This is a genomic window from Myxococcales bacterium (genome assembly GCA_022563535.1).
Classification (GTDB): domain Bacteria; phylum Myxococcota_A; class UBA9160; order UBA9160; family UBA4427; genus DUBZ01.
Map to the genome: position 1 here is coordinate 1 of JADFNE010000036.1, position 20,999 is coordinate 20,999.

Consider the following 20,999-nt stretch of genomic DNA (forward strand, 5'->3'; position numbering starts at 1 on the left):
GAGTCCCTTTACAACGCGCAACGTCACGTGGGCGGGAGTGAGTTTATTAAAATCAGATCGTTGTCGATGAGGCACCTGGCCACGTCCAACCCGCTTGGCTCCAGCTCCTTTGCGCGGCCCGCCATGCCCAGAGGTCATGCGCTTCTGCATGACGAAGTCAGCGAGTTCGAGCTGCTTGATTACTGCCATGCCTCTACTGTAGCAGGAACGATCGTCCTTATCAACCCAATAATGCGTCAGATAACTAAAATAAATAACAACAACAACCCGTGAACTTTCATTCACCCCCTGTCCGCGCCACCACCACGCCCCGCACCAACCCAGCACCCCCGAAAACCCCCTTTCCCTCATCGCCCAAATGGCAACACGCCCAGTGCAAGACCCCCGAGCCTCACCCCCAAAGCCCCGCGACCACAAGCCCCGCAACCAGAACAACCCAAGCCGAACCAGAACAACCCCGGCCCGATTCGGTGCGAGGCGTACGAGAAACAAGAAGCAACCCCGACGAAACGACGCCTACGTCTTGCTACCGAGCCCCTCCGCATCTATAAGAAGAGTCGAAGGTCGCGTTCGCGGCGGTCTCGAGCGCGCAGTCTCACGCGGTTCCAATCCCTTCGCGTATTCAGCCCCTCGGGGCCTCGATTGTCGGAGAGGAGGTTGTAATCCAAGTTTACGGGAACACCCATGGCCTGAAGGCTAGCCAGGTCCAGCGGCTCGAACGCCTCTTCCGCCGGAAACTGGACGCGGACGTGCTCCTCAACAACGACTTCGCCCGGCAGCTTACGGAGTTGAGTCGCGAGATTCGCCGGCAGGTCGGCGTGCTGGTCGATCGCCGCGGCAACGTCGCCCACGTCATGGTCGGCGGACCCAGTTCATTGGAACTACCCGATTGGGGGCGTCTGCGCGCGGGGGAAGGTCGCTTGCGGGGTCTGCGCTGCATCCACACCCATCTTGCGGGGGAGGGCCTCACTCGGGACGACCAGACTGATCTGTTACTGCTGCGCCTCGACGCGATGGTGAGCGTAGCAGCGCTCGAAGACGGACTCCCCGGGCTCGCCTATATCGCGGCCCTCGAACCCACCGTCCGCAGCAACAAAGGCATTGTCGAACACAAGCCGGTCCATCCTGCGCAGATCAACATCGAATTCCAACACTGGATTCGCGAACTCGAAGACGATCTCACCGCCAGTGTTCGCGGCCGTGAGGTCGATACCCGCGACCGAGCGATCCTGGTTTCGGTCACCGCCGGGCGCGATGCCCACGAACTCGAGTTGCATCTAGACGAACTGCGCGAACTCGCGCGGGCTGCCGACGTCACCATCTGCGACGTCCTCACCCAGAATCGCAATCGCGTAGATCCAAAGACCGTCGTCGGCCGGGGCAAGTTGCAGGATCTGATGGTGTTGGCGTTCCAGAGCGACGTCGACCTCGTCATCTTCGACCAGGATCTCACCCCTACCCAGGCGCGCAACCTGGGTGAGCGGCTCGAACTCCGGGTGCTCGATCGCAGCCAATTGATTCTCGACATCTTTGCCGGGCGCGCGTCGACCCGGGACGGCCAGGTACAGGTCGAACTGGCGCAACTCAAATACCGGCTGCCACGTCTCGCCCAGCGCGCAGAAGTTTCGCTCTCGCGGCTGGCCGGGGGGATCGGCGGGCGCGGTCCCGGCGAAACAAAGCTCGAAGTAGATCGACGTCGCGTGCGCGACCGGATCACGCGCCTCGAGCGCGAAACCAAGAAACTCGCCGGTCAGCGCGAACAACGGCGTCGCCGGCGCAATCGGCGCGGCGTGCCGGTTCTCTCGATCGTCGGCTACACCAACGCGGGCAAGAGCACGCTGCTGCGCAGCCTCACCAAAAGTGACCCCTTCATCGAAGACAAGATGTTCGCGACCCTCGACCCGATGAGCCGACGCTTGCGCTTTCCCCGAGAGCGCGAGGTAATCATCACGGACACGGTGGGGTTCATTCGCGATCTGCCGGACGAACTGGTGGCTGCTTTTCACGCTACCCTGGAAGAACTGAGTGACGCTGTGCTGCTGTTGCACGTGGTCGACGCTGCGTCTCCCGACATCGAGTTGCGCATAGAAGCCGTCCACAGTGTGCTCGAAGGGCTTGGTCTCCAGGGGATTCCCGAGCTTTTGGTTCTAAATCAGGTCGACCGTCTGCCTGACGGGGTTGGGGAGGCGATTGCCCGTCGCCACGGGGGCATCGCGATTTCGGCGCTCAAAAAACAGGGCCTGCGCGATCTCCTGATGCGGGCGGAAGAAATATTGTGGAGTCCCGAAGCTCCGGACTTTGACCGGCGGCTACTCGACGGACTCGCGGCCGAGGTTGAAACAGAGGGGGTATAGGAGCATGGGCATGCGATCAAAGATCGTCGGCACAGGAATGTGCGTACCCGACCAGGTCATTACCAACGACGACCTCGCGAAGCGAATGGACACCAGCGACGAATGGATCAGACAGCGCACGGGCATTGCCGAACGACGCTGGATCACGGAGGGCGAGACCCCCGCCAGCCTCGGCCGCAAAGCGATCGACCAAGCGCTCGAGCAGGCCAATCTCGAAGTCGGTGACATCGACTGCCTGTTGCTCGCAACGCTCTCCTCACAGCATGACTTTCCCGGTACCTCGTTTTTCGTCCACGAAGCCCTCGACATGGGCGAAGTTCCCTGTCTCGATCTGCGCGCTCAGTGCAGTGGCTTTCTCTTTGCCCTGAACATTGCAGACAGCCTGATCATCAGCGGCAAATTCAATCGCGTCATCGTGATGGGCTGTGAAGTGCATTCGACCGGTCTCGACGTCAGTACCCGCGGCCGAGACGTGAGTGTAATTTTTGGCGACGGATCGGGAGCAGTGATCCTGGAATCGCAGCCCGACGAATCCGATCCAGCGGGGATTCTCGAAGTACGCATGCACGCTCAAGGCAAGTTCGCGCGCAGACTTTGGATCGAAGCACCGTCTTCTGGGCAAACGCCAGCGAGGCTTACTCACGAGATGATCGACGATGGTCGAATCTATCCACACATGGAAGGCCGCTACGTGTTCAAGCACGCCGTCAGTCGTATGCCCGAAGTGTTGATCGAAACACTCAACGCAGCGAGCGCCAAGCTCGACGATGTCGATCTCTTTCTCTTTCATCAGGCCAACCTCCGGATCAATGAAGCGGTGTCCCAACGCATGGGGATCTCCGAGGACAAGGTCTTCAACAACATCCAGAAGTACGGGAACTGCTCGGCAGCTTCGATCCCGATGCTGCTCGCAGAGACCACGAGGAACGGCCGCTTGACGCCGGGAAAGCTGGTCTCGATGACCGCTTTCGGATCCGGATTCACCTGGGCTAGCGCTTTGATTCGCTGGTAATTCCCTATGCCGCAGCGCGTCGATCTCGACCGCCACATTTTTAATTCTATTTGGATATCAATTAGTTAAGTTTTTCTCTGCACTTGTTGATGCCATGACGCAACGTGTTAAACTGCCCCAGCTCACAAGCCGCTGAAGGTGCGCTCCGGCCCCGCAGACCGATGAGCAGTTTTCTTCCGAACCGATAGGCGCAAACCGTCCCGACTGGGTCCAAGCTGCCTGCGGACTCCGGAAGCCAGCATTTTCTGAGGAGGGCAACGATCATGGAAGCAAGAGCGAGCCTGTTCGAAGACGGATTGGATCGCGTTCAGGCGGGTATCCGAAACGCGGGCGAGGAGCTGCACAGGCTCCAGGAACGTGCGGACGAAAACCGACGCGATTTTTCCGAACGCGCACAGGCCAGAGCCGAAAAGGTGCAGAAGCAGCTGCTCGAAATTCCCGCAATCAAAGCGGCCGACGACTACCGGATCGAGGTCTTGAAGCAGATCGAAAACAATCTGGACGAGTTCCTGGCCCGACTGCCCGTCGCCAGCAGCAACGACGTCAAGAAGCTCGAGAAGAAAGTGAATTCACTGACCCGGAAGGTCCGCTCCCTCGAAAAGTTGCTCGAGTAGGTCGGACGGCACTGGGTTGAAGTAGTCGCGCGGGTCGCACAGTCTGCTCCCGCGCATAACCCCACGCCGAAGTAGCCCGCAGATTCGCCCAGCAGGCCCGGTCGAAGCCAGATTCGCCGGGCCTTTCCTGTGCCCGGGGCCCTGTTTCGAGCTGCTAGTCTCTATTTCTCGATCTCAGACCGCAAACATCCCAAGTTCGGAGACCCACGTGGCCGCGTATCAATCCCCCGACTTCCTCCTCCTGGACGACTTTCACTTCAGCGAAGAAGAGCGCATGGTGCGCGACTCCGTGCGCGAATGGGTGACCGGCGAATTTCTTCCCACCCTCACCGATCACATTCGCCGCGACGGCTCCTTCCCGATGCACCTCGTGCCCCAGATTGCCGAGATGGGAATGTTCGGCGCCAACCTCAAAGGCTACGGCTGCGCGGGGATGAACAACGTCTCGTACGGATTGATGATGCAGGAACTCGAGCGAGGCGATTCGGGCCTGCGCTCGTTTGCGTCGGTGCAGGGATCCCTTTGCATGTACCCCATTCACGCCTACGGGAGTGAGGAGCAAAAAGAGACCTGGTTGCCCGCCATGGCGGCGGGAGAGAAGATCGGCTGTTTCGGTCTGACCGAGCCGGACTTCGGAAGTTTCGTCACCGGCATGGTGACTCGGGCCGAACGCAAGGGCGGTAGCTGGGTGTTGAACGGGACCAAGCGCTGGATCACCAACGGTTCCGTCGCCGATGTCGCGATCGTCTGGGCTAACACCGACGACGGCGTGCGGGGATTCATCGTCGAGACCGATCGGCCGGGCTTCGACGCACGGGACATCAAGGGAAAGTTTTCCTTGCGGGCATCGATCACCTCGGAGTTCTTCATGCACGACGTCGAAGTACCGGAAGCGAACATGCTGCCCGGCGCCAAGGGCATCGGCGGACCGTTGAGCTGCCTCACCCAGGCGCGATACGGAATTGCCTGGGGTGTGATGGGCGCCGCCATGGCGTGTTTCGACGAGGTGGTCCAGTACACGAAAGATCGGATCGTTCAGGGAGGCCCGCTCGCCAGCAAGCAACTCACCCAACAGAAGCTGACGATCATGCTCACCGAGATCACCAAGGCTCAGCTTCTATCGCTGCACCTCGGTCGTATCAAGGATGCCGGGAGCCTGGAGCCCGTGATGGTGTCGATGGCAAAGCGGAACAATGTCGACATTGCACTGCAGGTCGCGCGGGAAGCGCGAGACCTGCTCGGCGCCAACGGCATCGTGGACGACTACGTTTCCATGCGGCACATGATGAACCTCGAGACCGTGCGAACCTACGAGGGCACCCACGATATCCACACGCTCATTGTCGGGGAACACATCACCGGGATGCGGGCGATTTAGCAGCCGCGGCGGGACCTGAACACAATATTGTCAATTTCCGCCCACAGGGCTGCGCGCAGCTTGAAGCGCGGCTTCGACGCAGCCACCGTTTTGATCCAGCAGCTGGCGCGCCCGGTCTGGAGTCAGCTCGGTGAGCTGAAGCACGATACGCAGGGCTCGGTCCTTGAGCTTGTCGTTGCTGGGTGCGAGGTTCGTCATCAAGTTTCCCTTGACCCGCCCGAGCTTGACCATGACCGCGGTCGATAGGGTGTGGAGAATCATTTTCTGAACCAGGCCACCCTTCATCCGGGTCGAGCCGGCGATCACTTCTGGACCCACATGCGGTGCGATCGAGATTTCCACTGCTTCGGCCAGGGGGGAGTTGGGGTCGCAAGAGATCCCGATGCTGCGCGCACCCACTTCGTGGGCCGCTTCGATGGCCCCCAGCGCAAATGGGGTCGAGCCACTCGCGGAAATCGCCACGATCGCATCACCCATGGTGAGTCCTCGCTCGCGGAGTTCCCAGCTGCCGGCTTCGAAGTTGTCCTCCACCCCCTCGACCGCAATGCGGAGCGCCCGGTCACCACCGGCGATGATTCCCTGCACGCGTTTTGGTGAAAGTCCGAAGGTCGGGGGAATCTCCGAGGCGTCGAGCACGCCAATGCGCCCGCTGGTCCCCGCCCCGACGTTGAACCAGGTTCGGCCCCCCGCGATTGTGGCTTCGAGAACATCGACCGCAGCTTCGATCTGGTCGAAGACCAGGCTCACGGCTTCGAGCGCGACGGCGTCTTCTCGGTGGATCAACCGGACGATCTCGCCGACACTGCGCTGATCGAGATCGCGCGCGCACTCCAAAATCGCCTCGGTGGGACATTCTCTCGCCATGGCGTTGTATTTCGGCCGGTTCGAACCGTAAGCTGAAGGTTGTACGCAAGATCATTCGAGCAGGGGATCGGGGCTAGGCTTTGCAGATGGAACTCCTTCTTGCGCAGAAGACCCTCGAAAGCCTTGAATGGCCTGAGGTGGTCAGCCGTTTGCTGCGCTACTGCCGCACGCCTCAGGCCCGTCTGCGGCTGGGCGTCTTGGGCCAGGTCGACGCCCAGGCCGCAGAAGAAACGGACACACAACGCGGCAACTCCCACGGCCATTCCAGTGAGGAAAGAATGCGAGAAGCGTCCACGGGAGTTCGTCTCGTGGACGGTTGCGCACTCGCAGAACTCGAAACTTCAGTTGCGGGAGTGTGCGAGCGTCTCGCCGAAACCTCCGAAGCTCGCCATCTGCTCGAAGCGGGGGAGAGTCCTCCCCTGCACGGAGTCGCGGACTTGCGGCGCGGCTTGCGGCGGGCCGAGATGGGCGGGATCTTGTCGGCCCAGCAACTGTTCGATGTTCTCAAGACCCTCGAAGCTGTGGGCCAGGTTCTCGTCTACCTGGGTGCGCGTCGCGACAGTGCACCGCTGCTCGCTGGTCTCGCCGAGAGCATCGAACTCGACCCTCAGCTCGCGCAAAAAATCTCTCACTGCCTCGATCCCTCGGGCGAGGTTCGCGACGCGGCTTCCCCTGCGCTGAAACACGCGCGCCGGCAGGCAAGCGATCTCGCGGCGCAGTTGCAACGCCGCCTCGGCAGCTATCTGCGGGATTCGAACGTGCAGGCTGCGCTCTCCGATTCTTACTTCACCGTGCGCAACGATCGCTATGTGCTGCCGGTGCGCGCCGACGCTCGCAACCGGGTGCGGGGGATCGTGCACGATGCCTCGCGATCGGGCACCACGCTCTTCATCGAACCCGAAGCCGTGGTGGAACTCAACAATCGACTGAAGCAAACCGAACTCGAGGTCGCGCGAGAGATCGAACGTGTGCTGCGCGATCTATCCCAAGCGGTGTCAACGGCACGTCCCTCGCTCGAGATTGGGCTCGTGGCCCTTGCGACCATCGACCTCGCCTTCGCCCGCGGTCATTTATCAATCGAACTGGATGCCGTGCACCCCGCGGTCGAACGAGGCGGCTGCTTCCGACTCGAGGGACTGCGCCATCCACTGCTCCCCAGGGGCGAAGCGGTGCCAAACGACATCGAGTTGGGCGAGCGCCACACCGTGCTCATCATTTCAGGACCCAACGGCGGAGGCAAGACGGTCGCGATGAAGGCCGTAGGCCTGGCGGCGGTGATGATTCGCCTGGGCATGCACGTCCCCGCTGCGGCCGGCGCACGAGTCGACTTGTTCGACAACATTCTCGTCGACATCGGCGACGGCCAGGACTTGCGAGAAAGTCTCTCGACCTTTTCTGCCCACATGGTCAACTTGTCGGGCATCGTGGAGGCGGCATCTCCGCATACCTTGGCCTTGCTCGACGAAGTCGGCGTCGGCACGGACCCGAGCGAGGGAGCGGCCCTCGCCCAATCGATCCTCGAGACCCTCGCCGCCCGGGGCGCAAGGGTCATCGCGACAACCCACTACAGCTTGTTGAAGGAAATGGCCGAGGTCGACGAGCGGTTCTGCAATGCGTGCGTCGAGTTCGACCCCATCACCCTCGCCCCCACCTTTCGTCTCCACACAGGTAGCGCGGGGGTTTCATCCGCAACCGCCGTCGCGGCGCGCATGGGCATGGCACCGGAGGTGCTCGACCGCGCAAATGCCCTGCTCGAACGCGAGGACCGACAGCTCGATCAGATGTTGAGCGAGCTGGCAAACAGTCGGGCCACCCTCGAGCGAGAAAAACAAGAAGCAGTCCGCTTGCGGGCCGAAAGCGAAACGGCGCGAAGCGAGTACCAGGGCAAACTCGAACGCCTGCAAGAACGTCGCGACAAGATCTACGAATCCATGCGGGCGGATCTCGACGCGACCTTCAAGGACGCTCACGCCCAGGTGGCGGCGGTCATTCGAGGACTTCAACGCGCGGGAGACACGACGCCGAAACAGGCTGCACGGGGTGCCGCCCACGCCCGAGAACGCTTGCTGAGCCTCGAGGAACGGAGCCAGGAGCAGCCCCGAGAACCGCTTCCGGAAGAGCGAACGGGCCCTGCGGTCGACTGGCGTCGCGCGAAACCCGGCGACTCGGTGTTGCTCCCGGGCGGGCGCAAGGGCGTGCTGAAATCATTACCCGATCGCCGCGGGCGGGTCACGGTTCAGATCGCGAGCGCAAAGTTCGACCTCGAAGCCGCGAAGGTCCGGCTGCCACTGGACGCGGAGCGATCGAATGCCGCCGCAGCTAACGACGGGCGGGGGAAAGTCCACTTCGAGCGCGCCGAACCCGACTCCACCGAGGTCGCACCAGGGGGCGGGAGCCGGGAATGCGATCTAAGGGGAAGGCGCGTCGACGAAGCCCTCGACGAACTCGCGCGAGCGCTCGACCTTGGGCTGCGCGACGGCGACGAGATCCTGCGCATCATCCACGGCATCGGAACCGGCGCCCTGCGCAGTGCCGTGCGCGAACACCTTACTGTTTCACCGCATATCATTTCCCACCGGGCGGGCGAGCGAGGTGAGGGCGGAGAAGGGGTTACGATCGCGACGCTCCGCAGATGATCAGGGAGCGCACCGCCGCAGCGCGACCCTCCGTCGCAAAGGGGATGGGGAAGCTCAACTCTGAATGACAAGATTCTCCGGGGTTCCACTGTCCCTGGGCATCGGCGAGATCAGAACCCACTGAATAAATCAGATGTTGATCCGAGGAATAGCGAATCGCGTGTCCATCGAAGTAGTCGAGCGGAACGTGATCGAGATACTCGGGCACCAGTTCGTCGAGCTTGTCGGGCATACGCCCGCGGGTTCCCTCGAAGGCCCGCAGCGCAATCATCACCTGAACGGCAGAGACCATCGACTCTGAAACACGGCCCGTCTGCTGATAAATCTGAATTGACCTTTGGGCCAGGTCAGCCCAGTAATTGCCGAGTGCATTGCGTTCGATCGAATACACGCTTGGCGCAATTTGCACGATAGGCGCTGCCCCCTCGCGACATCGCACACCGGCACAGGTCGACGAAACACTGCTCACGCTCGTGCTCATGCTGTCGCGGTAATGACCGGCCAGTCTCGCGAGCGTCCTGTTTCGCTGGAGCGAGTACCATCTCGGCGCCAGGGTGAGCAGGGATTCGAGGACGTCTCGGGCAAACGGATCTCGCGAAACTCGAGGACCAGCGCTTTCGCGCGCCGCAACCGACTCGTCGAGCACCGCCTTGATCCATTGATAGTCACCCCGTGCAACCCGGGCCCATCCGTCTCGCTTGAGACGCATGCCGTCCAGTGAGCGCACCAGCTGGTTCGCCAACTCGGGGTCTACCGAAGCGTCCTTCAAAACGCTCTGTATCGCCGACAGCGCGACGCGAATGACCGAGGTGCCGGTCAGGTAATGAATCATGCGGCCTCCGTCGATTTCGCGGATCCGCGTGCCGAAGTGCGCGAGGACGAGCAGCGACTGGAGCGCTCGCTCGGGTTCACCCCCCAGCGCAACTCTCCGCGACTCGAGGGCGCGGAGCTTCGTCAGCATCAGCCACCCCCCGAGCACTTGCTGCTCGCCGTAGTTCGACACGACGCGAATCTGCAGCGCATCGGTCTCGAACGCACGTTCGAATCGCTCCAGAGCGATGGCGTTGCTGTCGAGGGTCTTGGCCACCCAGTCGGAATCCCATGCCGCGCCGATAATTGCCAGGTCGATGCGATCGGTGGCCTCGTCGTAGTCGTGGGGGTATTTCAAGCTCTGCACGGATTCGTTGAGCCTGGTCAGGGCGTTGCGCGCGGCCGGCACAGGTTCGCTCGTGTATGAGAGATCTGCGTCTGCGGGGCTGGGGATGTCTTGTGCGTAGAAGTACAGGGCCGCTGACCCGACGATCCAAGAAAATGCGAAAACGCCAAATCCGCGTCTATAACAACGACCGAGTGATAACTGCGACAAGCCAAGACCCCAAATCGAAACGCCAAATCGAAACGATTGGAGTCGCTATCGGCGAAACCGTCTCAACAAACAAGCGTTGCTCACGGCAAAGCGGTGTTCAGTCGCCGAAATGGGCGCGCAGCGCTGCGGCGGCGCGGCGCCCCGAAGCCACCGCATGGTTTGCACTCGGCCCGATCAGATAGTCGCCAGCAAAATAGATTCGCCTTCCGGCGTTGCCGCGATCTTCTTGCACCTTTGCGAAGCGCGCGAGATCCCGATACGCACCGACGTGGAAATTTGGCTTGCCGTCGGGACTGCGTCGCAGACGAGTGAATCGCGTCCGACCCACAGCCTCGGGGTGAAATCTCGAAACTGCAGCGAGCAGTGATTTTTCGACCACTTCGTCGCTAGCGCTGAGATAGGCCCTGGCAAAACCTACGTTTGCGCGGAGTGTGAGGAGGCCCTTGCCCTCGGGCACGCGACCTTCCGCCGAACCCGACTCGCAGAGGTAACACTCGATCGAGGAGGCTTCAGCCTTGGGTACCCGGATGAAGCTTGCCCCGGGCACAATCGGCGAATCGAGCGCCAGGGTCAGAGAAGCCGCAGGTCCGCCACAGTAGCCGGCAAAGAAGTCGCGCTCGGCGGGGACCAGCACCGGGGCGGCAATGCGCCCGGCCGTCTCGGGCGAAGTTGCAATCACCACGGCTTCGACTTCTACATCGAGAGAGCCGGACGTCCGGGAAGAAGATTTTGCGCTCGCGCGATCCGCACGACTGCAGTGGACCACGTACCCGCCCCCGGGTCGAGCGACGACTTCATCCGCTCTCACCTCTCGCGCGACATCGAGCTCCGCCGCAACTCGCTCCACCAACTCCCACAAGCCACTTCGCGGCACGCCGAGCGGCGCCCGGCCTTCTCGCGACGCAATCCGGGCGAGCAAGAACGCCACCCGGCTCAGCTCCAATTCATCGCCCGCATACTCGCATGTCGTCTCTGGCGAAATCCAGTAGTCCCACAGCGATTTTCCGAAGTACAGCGTGGCGAAGTCACGCGCACTGCGGAAATCGAGGTCGGCGGCAAGTTCAGGTTGATCCGGGTCGAGCATGGGGCGGTAGCGATCCATCAAGCGCGGAAGTCGCAACAGGCGCTTCTTGTCCCAAGTCCTCACGCCAGCAATGTTTGCAAGCGCCGCCAGGCCATGGGTTTCAATTGGCTGGACTGCGCCCCGGTAGATCTGCGAAACGTCGATCGCGCGGGGGGGCAACAACAGTTCGGCGAGCCGGCTCTGCTCGATCCACGAGAGCAGCGCGAGGTCCGTGGAGCGCATCACGGGCAGGCTGCCGTCGATGCTGAAGCCTTCGATCCGGCCGCCGGAAGCGGAGCCGCCGACTTCCCGTCTGCTCTCGAGCACGGTTACGTCGCAACCCGCACGCGACAGGCCTGCCGCAGCCCGCAGCCCGGAAAGCCCCGCGCCGATCACCGCAACCCGCACACCCGGCATCGCTTCACTCCAAATTCGTGAGGGCGAACACTAACTCGGCTGGCAAACTCCCGCTGGCTAAGCGCGCAGCGCCCGAGCCTCGAGGGTCAACGCGTCGAGCTTGGCGACAACGTCGTGCAGGGACTCGAAGGGCTCAAAGGGTTGCTTTCGCTCCTGCAATGCCTCGGCGAGGGTCTGCTTTGCAAATACGAGGTCCGCCTCTTCTGCGCCGCAGAGATCCGAGACCCGTCCGTTGCCCACATGCACGCAGAACGACCCGGGACGTTCATTGCGGCGCGCAGCGATAATGCCGGCCTTACACGTTCCTGTGCCGCAGCCGCACGCGGGGTTGAGACGGCCGGGGGAGATCGTCCATTCCTCCCCCGACTCCCCGCCGTAGACGAGGTGGTTGGATACGTAGTCGAACTCGACCCCGTTATGACGCTGCAACCAGTTGAGGTTGTAGTCGAAGCCATCGGACAAGATGCGAAACGCAACGTCGTGATCGCTGCACCAGGACTGAAGCGCGGGGGCGCCGGGATCGAGTTCGATCGTCGCCAGAAACTCGTGCAGTTCCGGCTCGGGGAGACGGAACCCGGTAAACAGTTCGAGGTTGTACTCCCAGGGGGCGAATTCTCCCTGCTCGTACCTGCGCCAAAGGTCCTTGCGGCGCTCGCCGAGGTACTTCATCGCGAGAGTCGAACCCACGTCCTGAACTGAATAGGTACCATCAAAGTCACAGAACACGGAGACAGAGGTCGCTTGGGCGAGCCGGGCCGCCAGGTCTTCGCTCGGTTCCAGGCTCTCGAGATTTTTGGCCAATGTTCGGGGTTCCTTGGGCTTCGATGTGGGCCCTGGGGGTGGGCAGGAGTGGGGTCGGGGCAACACTACCCGGCAATCCGATCCGGGGCGAACCGGTTGTAAGAGTGGAGCCGACAGCCGTGCCGACAGGGCAACAGCGGGACATCCCCGATTCCGATGGAAGCTCGCTCCTCGACCAACGTATGGGCGCGGCGCGCCCGATCCTGCTGGATGGAGCCACGGGAACCGAACTCGAACGCCGCGGTCACGCGTCCGTCCTGCCGCTGTGGTCGAGCCACGCCCTGTTGGATGCCCCCGAAGCCATCGCAGAGATCCACGCCGACTACGTCGATTCGGGCGCCGAGATCATCACCGCGAACACGTTTCGCACCCAGTCCCGGGTACTCGAGAAACATTCTGGGTTTCGGGGGCGCGCCCGCGAACTCACGCGACTCGCGGTTTCACTCGCGCGCGAAGCGACCAATCGCCGGCCGGGCAAGGTGTGGGTCGCGGGTTCCGCGCCCCCGCTCGAAGACTGTTATCGACCCGACTGGGTTCCGGACGCCAAATCCCTCGAGATCGAGCACCGCGAACACGCGGACCATCTCGCGGATGCCGGCGTCGATTTGATTCTGGTGGAAACCATGAACTGTATCGGTGAGTCCCTCGCCGCCGCGCACGCGGCCGCCCTCACACAGCTGCCCTTCTGGATCAGCTTCATCTGCGGAAGCGACGGGCGACTGCTCTCCGGGGAACCGCTCGACGAAGCCCTGGAAGCCGTCCGCACAACGGGACCCGAGGTCGTCCTCGTCAACTGCTTGCCTCCCTCGGCCGTCGCCCCGTGCCTCGCTCCCCTGGCGGCTTCGGGACTCGCCTTCGGGGTCTACGCCAACCTCGGGGCACCCTATCCCAATTCTCCGGATCAGCGGCGAGAGGACTGTGAACCCGCCGCGTTCGCCGAACAGGCCGGGCGTTGGATCGCGGCCGGGGCACGGGTGGTGGGTGGCTGCTGCGGGACAACGCCAGAGCACATTCGCGCCTTGGGCGAGGCCTGTCTCCTGGACCGCTGAGAGCTGACTCTGCCCAAAGTGGTCAGCCCACGGCTCGCCGGACACAATTTGTGTCACTCCGAATGCGGGGCTGCGCACTCTCTGCCGCTGGGTGGGGGGTCGCTAGATCAACGCTGAGAATATCGATAGCAATTCCAATGACTTAAATTGATTCTCATAGTTTTTCCGCTGGCTGGGGCTTCTGGCACGCACCTTGCTCTAACTCCACATAAGAACTGCACGAAATAACAATTTATTCGCGCTCGGATTGGCTACCCCTCCCCTGTCACTTTGTGTCAGGAGCCGATCCGGGCGCGTTTTCTTTTTTCGCTCCTCACCCACACATCAGCGCTCGGCTGGATCTCGACTTGTGGGTATTCGGTAGACTTCGACCGTGGCAGCTAGACGTTCCGGCTCGCAAAATTCCAGCGCTCTTCTCAAGACCGACACGCGCTTGACCCGGACGTCCGGTGCGAAGTCTCTGCCCCCTCTATTGCCCGCACCCAAGAAACTGATCCAGGGGCCGGGCAACTTTCCGCTCGATCGCAATACCCCGATCGTCCTTTCACCCAGCGCCGGAGTGACGAGTTGGGCGACCGCACGAATTTTGCGCGACGCCATCGAGCGCGCATGCCGAGTTCGGCTTCCGATCGAAGCTCATTTGCGCCGCGCAGATCTCGGCCCGCAGATCGCCCTCGGACACGGGGGAGAAACGTCGCGCAAGTCGGGAGATCGCTATCGCATAGAAATCCGACAGGACGCGGTCGAGTTGCGGGGAGGTGGACGGGCAGGACTGCGTTACGCGGTCGAAACCGTGATCCAACTTCTGGCTGGAGGAACGGAGAAGGAAGCAAGGTCGCTGCCTGTTTGCGAAATCGAGGACGAACCCGACTTTGCCATGCGGGGCATCATGCTCGATGTCTCTCGAGGCAAGGTTCCGACACTCGAGACTTTGTTCGGCATCGTGGACGTCGCCGTCAAGCTCAAGCTCAATCTGCTGATGCTCTATACCGAGCACACGTTTCGCTTCCGCCGACATCCGGAGATCGGCGCCGACGCTTCCCCGCTCGATGCCGAAACCATGCGCGACCTCGACCACTATGCGGCACAGCACCACGTCGAGCTAGTGCCCTGCTTGCAGTCCCTCGGGCATATGGACCACATCTTGTCGCTTCCCCGCTACCGGGAGTTGGCGGAGACCGACGAAGGCTGGACGATCGCCCCGACCAACCCGGAAAGCCGCGCCTTGTTGCGCGATCTCTACGACGAATACTTGCCAAATTTTCGCTCCCCGCTCATGAACGCAAACTGTGACGAGCCTTGGGATCTCGGTCGCGGCCAGGGAAAGGCGCGAAGCGATGAACTGGGCGCCGGCGGTCTATATCTCGAACACATCGACGTGTTGCGCGAACTCGCGAACCGGCACGGCAAGCGCACGATGATCTGGGGCGACGTGGTCCACGCCCACCCCGGGCGCATCTCCAAAATTCCAAAAGACATCGTGATGCTCGACTGGTGGTACGAAGCAGAATTCAAGTACGACCGGGTCAAAGTGTTCAAGGACAACGATCTCGAGTTTTTGGTATGTCCCGGGACGTCGAGTTGGAACTCTTTGTTTCCACGGGTCGAGAACAGTCTGCGGAACATCGCAAACTGGGCGGCCGCCGGCCGCAAGTTCGGCGCGTTGGGCCTGATCAACACCGACTGGGGAGACTTTGGTCACTACAATTTGCTGGGCAACTCCTGGTTCGCCTACGCGTACGGGGCTCAGCAGAGCTGGTCGGGTGACGTCGACAAGAAATCTTTCGACCGGGCCTTCTCGGCTCGGCTTTTTGGTGAAACCTCGAACCGTGGCACCGCAGCGCGGCTCTATCGCGAGCTGGGCGACATCCACGACACTGGTTTCAAGGTATTCAACGGATCTCCAATCCAGTACCTCTTCTTCGACACCCTCGAAGAGAGCTACTTCATTGCGAACTGCAAGAAGGGCGCGCTCGAAAAATCGTGCAAGAAGCTCATCCGAGTGCGAGCGAAGATCGACGACGCGAAGGACTGCTTCCGCGAAGAGAAGGCTACCTGGCGCGAACTGCTCTACGCCGCGGACGCATCATTGTTCGCCCTCGAAAAAACCCTCGCGGCCCAGCGCTACAACGCCTGGCGTCGCAAACCCAAAAGCCTCGCCTCCCGAGACCGCAAACGACTAGCCCAGCGGCTCCGAGCCCTGGCAAAATCTCAGACCGCCCTCCTCACTCGCCTGAAAAAACTCTGGCTAGCCCGCAGCGCCATCTCAAACTTCGACATCACAGAGCACCGCATCAAACGCTCAACCCAAAGTCTACGCACCGCAGCCACCCACCTGGAAAAAAACCTCCCCCCCACTCCAACCAAGCGAGCACCCATCAACCTCGACGGAGTCCGGGCCGCCGTCCGAAAATCTCTCCCCTAAACCTCTCTCGCCCCAGACGCGGTGCTCAATCAACGCTCCCCAAGCACAAGCAAAGTTTCCCCATCCCCCACCTGATCCCCAATACCAACATCCACCCGTTCAACAATCGCCCCCCCCTGCGCCCGAACACTATGCTCCATCTTCATCGCTTCCAGAATAATCATCACCTGCCCCTTCTCGACGGTGTCCCCTTCGCGCACCAGGACTTCGATGATCTTCCCCGGCATAGGAGTGTGCACCACCCCTTCGCCCGTGACTTCTTCATCGAATCCCCCCGCGAAATCCTTGGATGAAAGCCGAAACGTCTCCCCCTCGACAAAGAGCGTAAGCTGCGCGCCGTGTACTACCGACACCAGTTCTAGCGAGCGCCCTGCAAACGTCGCTTCAAAGCGATGCACCACCCCTCGTTCCGAATCAAACTCTCGCCATTCGAGGGTTCGCCCCATTGCTCGAATCTCCTCCCCCGAGACCCGCACCGAGTATTCGCCTGGGTCGGTCGGGCAGCCTTCGCCTCGAACCTCACTTGTCCTTTCCTCTCCATTTGCGACGAAGTGGAGGACGTCGTGGATTTCGTTGTTGAGTCGCCAGCTATCGGTGGCGTTCCAGGGAGAATGGGGGTCCTTTCTTCGAGCCGCCGACGCATCGCTGCGGCGAGCCCGGGAGAGCACCGAATCGAGGCTCGCCAACACCAGGACATCTGTGTCCGAAATCGCCCCTGCATCGAGCAACGCAGATTGGTTGGCTTCGATGAATGTGTTGTCGAAGGACCCGGTCTCGAAGCCCGGGTGGTGGGCAATCCGTGACAGCAACGAGAGGTTGGTTGCGACCCCCGCCAGGTGATATTGCGACAGAGCTTCGCGCAATCTGCTGATCGCGACCGAGCGATCATCCCCCCACACCACGAGCTTGGCCAGCATCGAGTCGTAGTGGACCGAGATCTCGTCGCCCTGGCCGATACCGGTTTCAATGCGCAGAGATTCGCGCGGCTCGGGTTCCGCGAGGTAGTCAATCGGGCCCGCGGTCGGCAGAAAATCCGCGGCTGGATCCTCAGCACAAATGCGGACCTCGACGCTATGGCCCCGCAGCGCAATCTCTTCCTGACCCAGGGGCAGGGGCTGGCCATCGGCCACGCGAATCTGCCATTCGACGAGATCGATTCCCGTGACCATCTCCGTGACCGGGTGCTCGACCTGCAACCGCGTATTCATCTCCATGAAGTAGAAGGGCGGCGGCTCGCCGGACCCCGGGGACCAGGCCTGGTCTGTTCCGGTTGCGAGCAGGAACTCCACCGTGCCCGCGCCCTGGTAACCGATTGCACGCCCCGCCTTCACCGCCGCAGCGCCCAGTTGACTTCGCAGCCCATCACTCAACCCCGGCGCTGGCGCCTCTTCGACAATTTTTTGATGCCGCCGCTGGATCGAACAATCCCGCTCGAACAAATGCACCAGGTTGCCGTGGGCATCGCCGAACAACTGAACCTCGATGTGCCGCGTGGGAGACAGCAGCCGTTCGAGCAACATGCGGTCGTCGCCAAATGCGCCGCGGGCCTCGCGCTTCGCCGCTTCGAGAGCCGCGGGGAATTCATCGGATGAATGCACGGCGCGCATGCCTCGCCCGCCGCCTCCGGCGATGGCCTTGATGAGCAGTGGATAACCGAGTTGATCCCCGGCCTCGCGCAACGCTCCGGGGTCCTGGTCCTTTCCCGCGTGGCCGGGAATCACGCGAATCCCCGCGGCTTCCATCAACGCCTTGGCGCCGTCCTTCTCCGCCATGGAACGAATCGTGGCAGGCGCTGGCCCGATGAAGATGAAACCCGCATCCCGGCAGGCCTCAGCAAAATCCGCATTCTCGGACAGGAAGCCGTAACCCGGATGAATGGCATCGGCGCCGGAACGAGCGGCGGCTTCCAGCATCGCCGGGATGTTCAGGTAGCTCTCACTGGCCGGCGCAGGACCGATGTGCAGAGCCTCGTCCGCCAGTTGCACGTGACGCGCCTGGGAGTCCGCATCGGAATAGACGGCCACACCGACGATGCCCATCTGGTGGAGGGTCCGGAAGATGCGACATGCAATCTCCCCGCGGTTTGCAACGAGTACTTTCTCGATCGACACCTTGAATCAATCCCCGATCGCGACAGCGCGCTGGGCGCAGCAGCTACATGCGAAAAATTCCAAATCGAGTCTTCACTTCAGGTGCGTTCATCGCGCTCGAAAGTCCCAGGGCGAGAACCCGGCGGGTTTCATTCGGAGCAATGATGCCGTCGTCCCAGATCCGTGCGGTCGCGTAGTACGGGTGTCCTTCGACTTCGTACTGTTCGCGAATCGGCGCCATGAAGGCTTCCTGTTCTTCGTCACTCCAGGCTTCGCCCCTCTTTTCAAGGCCATCGCGTTTGATCGTCGCGAGTACGTTGGCGGCCTGCTCTCCCCCCATCACCGAGATGCGTGCGTTGGGCCAGGTCCACAAGAAGCGGGGAGAATACGAGCGACCGCACATGGCGTAGTTGCCCGCGCCGAACGAACCCCCGATCACGACGGTGAATTTGGGAACGTTGGCGCACGCGACCGCCATCACCATCTTTGCGCCGTCCTTTGCGATGCCCCCGGCCTCGTACTTCTGGCCCACCATGAACCCGGTAATGTTCTGCAAAAAAACCAGGGGGATATTGCGCTGACAACACAGCTCGATGAAGTGCGCCCCCTTGAGTGCCGACTCCGAGAAAAGCACGCCGTTGTTCGCGACGATTCCGATTGGCATGCCGTGAAGATGTGCAAAGCCGGTGACCAAGGTCGAGCCGTAGCGGGCCTTGAACTCGTCGAACTCGCTGGCGTCTACGATCCTCGCGATTACTTCGCGAACGTCATACGGGACTCGTGTGTCCGACGGAATGATGCCCGCGAGTTCTTCGGAGTCGAGTAGTGGGTCTCTCGGTTCGCGACCCGTTCCGGTGTTTGGCTTGTTGCGATTGAGATGGGCGACCACCTCTCGGGCCAGCGATAACGCGTGGCGATCGTCTTGCGCGAGATAGTCGGCGACCCCAGAAGTCATGGTGTGAACATCTGCGCCGCCGAGTTCTTCGGCCGAGACCACCTCGCCGGTCGCCGCCTTGACAAGCGGCGGCCCCGCCAAGAAGATCGTCCCCTCCTCTTTTACGATGATGGTCTCATCGGCCATCGCGGGCACGTAGGCTCCACCCGCGGTACACGATCCCATCACCACCGCAATCTGCGCGATTCCGCGGGAAGACATCTGGGCCTGGTTGTAGAAGATGCGACCAAAGTGATCTCGGTCGGGGAATACCTCGGCCTGATTCGGCAAGTTCGCCCCGCCGGAATCGACGAGATAAATACACGGAAGGTGATTTTGTTGCGCGATCTCCTGCGCGCGAAGATGTTTCTTGACCGTGATGGGGTAGTAGGTGCCTCCTTTTACTGTTGCGTCGTTACAAACCACGACGCACTCGCGGTCCGCAACCCGCCCCACACCCGTGATGATTCCCGCCGAAGCAATATTCCCGCCGTACAGGTCGTGAGCCGCCAGTTGGGAGAGCTCCAAAAACGGAGAGCCCGGATCGAGGAGTTGTCGGATGCGCTCGCGGGGGAGCAGTTTTCCGCGAGAGAGGTGGCGTGCCACCGCGGCCTCGCCTCCGCCTTCGAGAGTGCGATCAACTTCGCTTCGCAATCCGGCGACAAGTCCCTCCATCCACGCCGCGTTCTCTGCAAACGTCGCCGAACCTCTATCGACCTTGTTACCGATCACAGCCATTCGATCTCTCCATGATGAAACTCGGAACGCGCAATCCTGCACTCTACCTGGGGAATCGTCGCACAAGTCGTCCTTCGATCACTCTTCGTCCTCATCCTCACCGGAAGCATCGGAATCGCGATCGGACCCGGAAAGTCCCAAGATGCTGCCCGCGAACCAGAACCCCAGGATCCACGCGCCCATCGACACCCAGATCTCCCTGTCATCACGTGACTCTTCGGCGAGCCAGTATCCAAATGCGAGGGTCAGAACTCCCGGGAGCAGAACTAAAAATCGAGGCTTCATTTCGCTTCTCCAAGTCTCCGGGTAACTTCCCTCAATTCCACTAGCACCGGAAGAGGGGAATCGCCTCTAGTTTCATCTCGACCCCGCTCACCGTCGGATTCTGAAGAGAGACAAAAACGTGCGCACAGCGAAACCTTGGGGATTTATCCCGGAGCCCACGGTCCGGGCCTCCCTGGTCAACGGCTTTCAAGTCTTCATCGACGACGCCGTCCCGCTGCTGGTCCTAGGATTCGTTGTAGTCATCGTAGGCGCAGTCTGTCGGTCTCTGTTCTTTATTGTCGAATACGGCCAGTTCTACTCACTCGCCCTGCTTCTAACCATCGCCGCTCCGCTCGAAATGGGTATGTCATTTGTCTGTTTGCGGGCTGTTCGCAGCGGTCGCATCAACATCGAACACATGATGGCGATCTTCGGCCGATATTCGCAATTGTTCCTCGCCAACGCGTTAATGCTGATGATTCTCCCCGGTATGTTCGCGCTGCTGGTGGTACCCGGGTTCGCCTTTTATTGCGCCACGAAGTTCGTGCCCTTCCTTTTGCTCGAAGATGAACTCACCGGTGCGCGGGCAATTGTCGAGAGCATCCGGCTGAGTCGCAGCTGTTTCTGGCAGTTGGCCGGAATCTGCGCCGTGGGAACGCTCGCAACGCTGGTTGGTGGATTTTCCATCCTGGGTCTGGTGCCGGCACTCGTCTGGTGGAACCTCTCGGTTGCATCGCTCTATCACGCTTCGGTGCGACCTCCGGCCGGCTGGGAACTCGAAGACGCAGAGGACAGCGAGATGCTGCGAGCCCAGCAGGAATAGCTTCCCGCCGGTCTGCGCAGTCGAGATGTATTGCGTACTCGAGATGAGTCCAGAGCTGGCTCGAACGAAATTTTCATCACCCACAAAGCCCCAGTGAAACTGTGACCGTTGCAGCTTCAGTTGCACACCCGCGAGGGTGCAGCCGGAGTTGAGTTCTTCAACCCTGCTGCA

General features: G+C 61.5%; 15 protein-coding genes and 1 pseudogene. 8 read left to right on the forward strand and 8 right to left on the reverse strand.

Translation table 11 applies throughout. The features are described 5' to 3' along the window. The coding region (locus IH881_12260) for a hypothetical protein (protein MCH7868463.1) at window positions 1-189 on the reverse strand (189 nt) is incomplete at its 3' end. Window positions 190-641: 452 nt separating this feature from the next. Between IH881_12260 and hflX the strand changes: the two genes are divergently transcribed. The 4 genes from hflX (at window position 642) to IH881_12280 (ending at window position 5,358) form a co-directional block, all read left to right on the forward strand. Next, window positions 642-2,354 carry a GTPase HflX gene (gene hflX / locus IH881_12265; protein MCH7868464.1) on the forward strand — a complete coding sequence of 571 codons (1,713 nt, stop codon included), beginning with the start codon at window positions 642-644 and terminating at the stop codon, window positions 2,352-2,354. 10 nt (window positions 2,355-2,364) lie between these two features. Further along, entirely contained in the window at window positions 2,365-3,366 is a 1,002-nt protein-coding gene (locus IH881_12270) for a ketoacyl-ACP synthase III (GenBank protein ID MCH7868465.1), read from the forward strand. A 263-nt stretch (window positions 3,367-3,629) separates the two neighbouring features. Then, a complete protein-coding gene (locus IH881_12275) occupies window positions 3,630-3,980 on the forward strand; it encodes a hypothetical protein (protein MCH7868466.1) in 351 nt (116 codons plus the stop codon). Between the two features lie 274 nt (window positions 3,981-4,254). Then, window positions 4,255-5,358 (forward strand): acyl-CoA dehydrogenase family protein, encoded by a 1,104-nt coding sequence (locus IH881_12280; protein MCH7868467.1) that lies wholly within the window; start codon window positions 4,255-4,257, stop codon window positions 5,356-5,358. A gap of 30 nt (window positions 5,359-5,388) precedes the next feature. Here the strand turns inward: IH881_12280 and IH881_12285 are convergent, their stop codons facing one another. Further along, on the reverse strand, window positions 5,389-6,222 hold the full coding sequence (locus tag IH881_12285; protein ID MCH7868468.1) for an N-acetylmuramic acid 6-phosphate etherase: 834 nt from the start codon (window positions 6,220-6,222) through the stop codon (window positions 5,389-5,391). An 86-nt stretch (window positions 6,223-6,308) separates the two neighbouring features. Here IH881_12285 and IH881_12290 point away from each other — a divergent pair, with 86 nt between their 5' ends. Further along, window positions 6,309-8,858 carry a Smr/MutS family protein gene (locus IH881_12290; protein ID MCH7868469.1) on the forward strand — a complete coding sequence of 850 codons (2,550 nt, stop codon included), beginning with the start codon at window positions 6,309-6,311 and terminating at the stop codon, window positions 8,856-8,858. Here the strand turns inward: IH881_12290 and IH881_12295 are convergent. The 3 genes from IH881_12295 to IH881_12305 form a co-directional block, all read right to left on the reverse strand. After that, window positions 8,833-10,224 carry a hypothetical protein gene (locus IH881_12295; protein ID MCH7868470.1) on the reverse strand — a complete coding sequence of 464 codons (1,392 nt, stop codon included), beginning with the start codon at window positions 10,222-10,224 and terminating at the stop codon, window positions 8,833-8,835. The genes IH881_12290 and IH881_12295 overlap by 26 nt on opposite strands. Window positions 10,225-10,321: 97 nt before the next feature. Beyond that, window positions 10,322-11,704, reverse strand: coding sequence for an FAD-dependent oxidoreductase (locus IH881_12300; GenBank protein ID MCH7868471.1), 1,383 nt, complete (start codon window positions 11,702-11,704; stop codon window positions 10,322-10,324). A gap of 57 nt (window positions 11,705-11,761) precedes the next feature. Next, on the reverse strand, window positions 11,762-12,505 hold the full coding sequence (locus IH881_12305; GenBank protein ID MCH7868472.1) for a hypothetical protein: 744 nt from the start codon (window positions 12,503-12,505) through the stop codon (window positions 11,762-11,764). Window positions 12,506-12,624: 119 nt separating this feature from the next. Between IH881_12305 and IH881_12310 the strand changes: the two genes are divergently transcribed. Together IH881_12310 and IH881_12315 are read left to right on the forward strand one after the other, a co-directional pair. Further along, window positions 12,625-13,554, forward strand: coding sequence for a homocysteine S-methyltransferase family protein (locus tag IH881_12310; protein ID MCH7868473.1), 930 nt, complete (start codon window positions 12,625-12,627; stop codon window positions 13,552-13,554). Between the two features lie 373 nt (window positions 13,555-13,927). Further along, window positions 13,928-15,979: a family 20 glycosylhydrolase gene (locus tag IH881_12315; GenBank protein ID MCH7868474.1), complete on the forward strand. Its 2,052-nt coding sequence runs from the start codon at window positions 13,928-13,930 to the stop codon at window positions 15,977-15,979. Window positions 15,980-16,008: 29 nt separating this feature from the next. Here the strand turns inward: IH881_12315 and IH881_12320 are convergent. The 3 genes and pseudogenes from IH881_12320 to IH881_12330 all read right to left on the reverse strand — a co-directional run bounded on the left by IH881_12320 (window position 16,009) and on the right by IH881_12330 (window position 20,026). After that, window positions 16,009-18,081: pseudogene (locus IH881_12320) on the reverse strand (biotin/lipoyl-binding protein). Between the two features lie 52 nt (window positions 18,082-18,133). Then, on the reverse strand, window positions 18,134-19,741 hold the full coding sequence (locus IH881_12325; GenBank protein MCH7868475.1) for a methylcrotonoyl-CoA carboxylase: 1,608 nt from the start codon (window positions 19,739-19,741) through the stop codon (window positions 18,134-18,136). A 78-nt stretch (window positions 19,742-19,819) separates the two neighbouring features. Further along, on the reverse strand, window positions 19,820-20,026 hold the full coding sequence (locus tag IH881_12330; protein MCH7868476.1) for a hypothetical protein: 207 nt from the start codon (window positions 20,024-20,026) through the stop codon (window positions 19,820-19,822). Window positions 20,027-20,144: 118 nt separating this feature from the next. Between IH881_12330 and IH881_12335 the strand changes: the two genes are divergently transcribed. Next, window positions 20,145-20,828: a hypothetical protein gene (locus tag IH881_12335; protein ID MCH7868477.1), complete on the forward strand. Its 684-nt coding sequence runs from the start codon at window positions 20,145-20,147 to the stop codon at window positions 20,826-20,828. Window positions 20,829-20,999 lie beyond the last annotated feature (171 nt).

Excerpts from the sequence above, each read along its gene's own strand:
- IH881_12285 (MCH7868468.1), bottom strand. The coding sequence starts at position 6,222 with ATGGCGAGAGAATGTCCCACCGAGGCGATTTTGGAGTGCGCGCGCGAT.
- IH881_12300 (MCH7868471.1), bottom strand. The coding sequence starts at position 11,704 with ATGCCGGGTGTGCGGGTTGCGGTGATCGGCGCGGGGCTTTCCGGGCTG.
- IH881_12290 (MCH7868469.1), top strand. The coding sequence starts at position 6,309 with ATGGAACTCCTTCTTGCGCAGAAGACCCTCGAAAGCCTTGAATGGCCT.
- IH881_12275 (MCH7868466.1), top strand. The coding sequence starts at position 3,630 with ATGGAAGCAAGAGCGAGCCTGTTCGAAGACGGATTGGATCGCGTTCAG.
- IH881_12325 (MCH7868475.1), bottom strand. The coding sequence starts at position 19,741 with ATGGCTGTGATCGGTAACAAGGTCGATAGAGGTTCGGCGACGTTTGCA.
- IH881_12270 (MCH7868465.1), top strand. The coding sequence starts at position 2,365 with ATGCGATCAAAGATCGTCGGCACAGGAATGTGCGTACCCGACCAGGTC.
- IH881_12330 (MCH7868476.1), bottom strand. The coding sequence starts at position 20,026 with ATGAAGCCTCGATTTTTAGTTCTGCTCCCGGGAGTTCTGACCCTCGCA.
- IH881_12280 (MCH7868467.1), top strand. The coding sequence starts at position 4,255 with ATGGTGCGCGACTCCGTGCGCGAATGGGTGACCGGCGAATTTCTTCCC.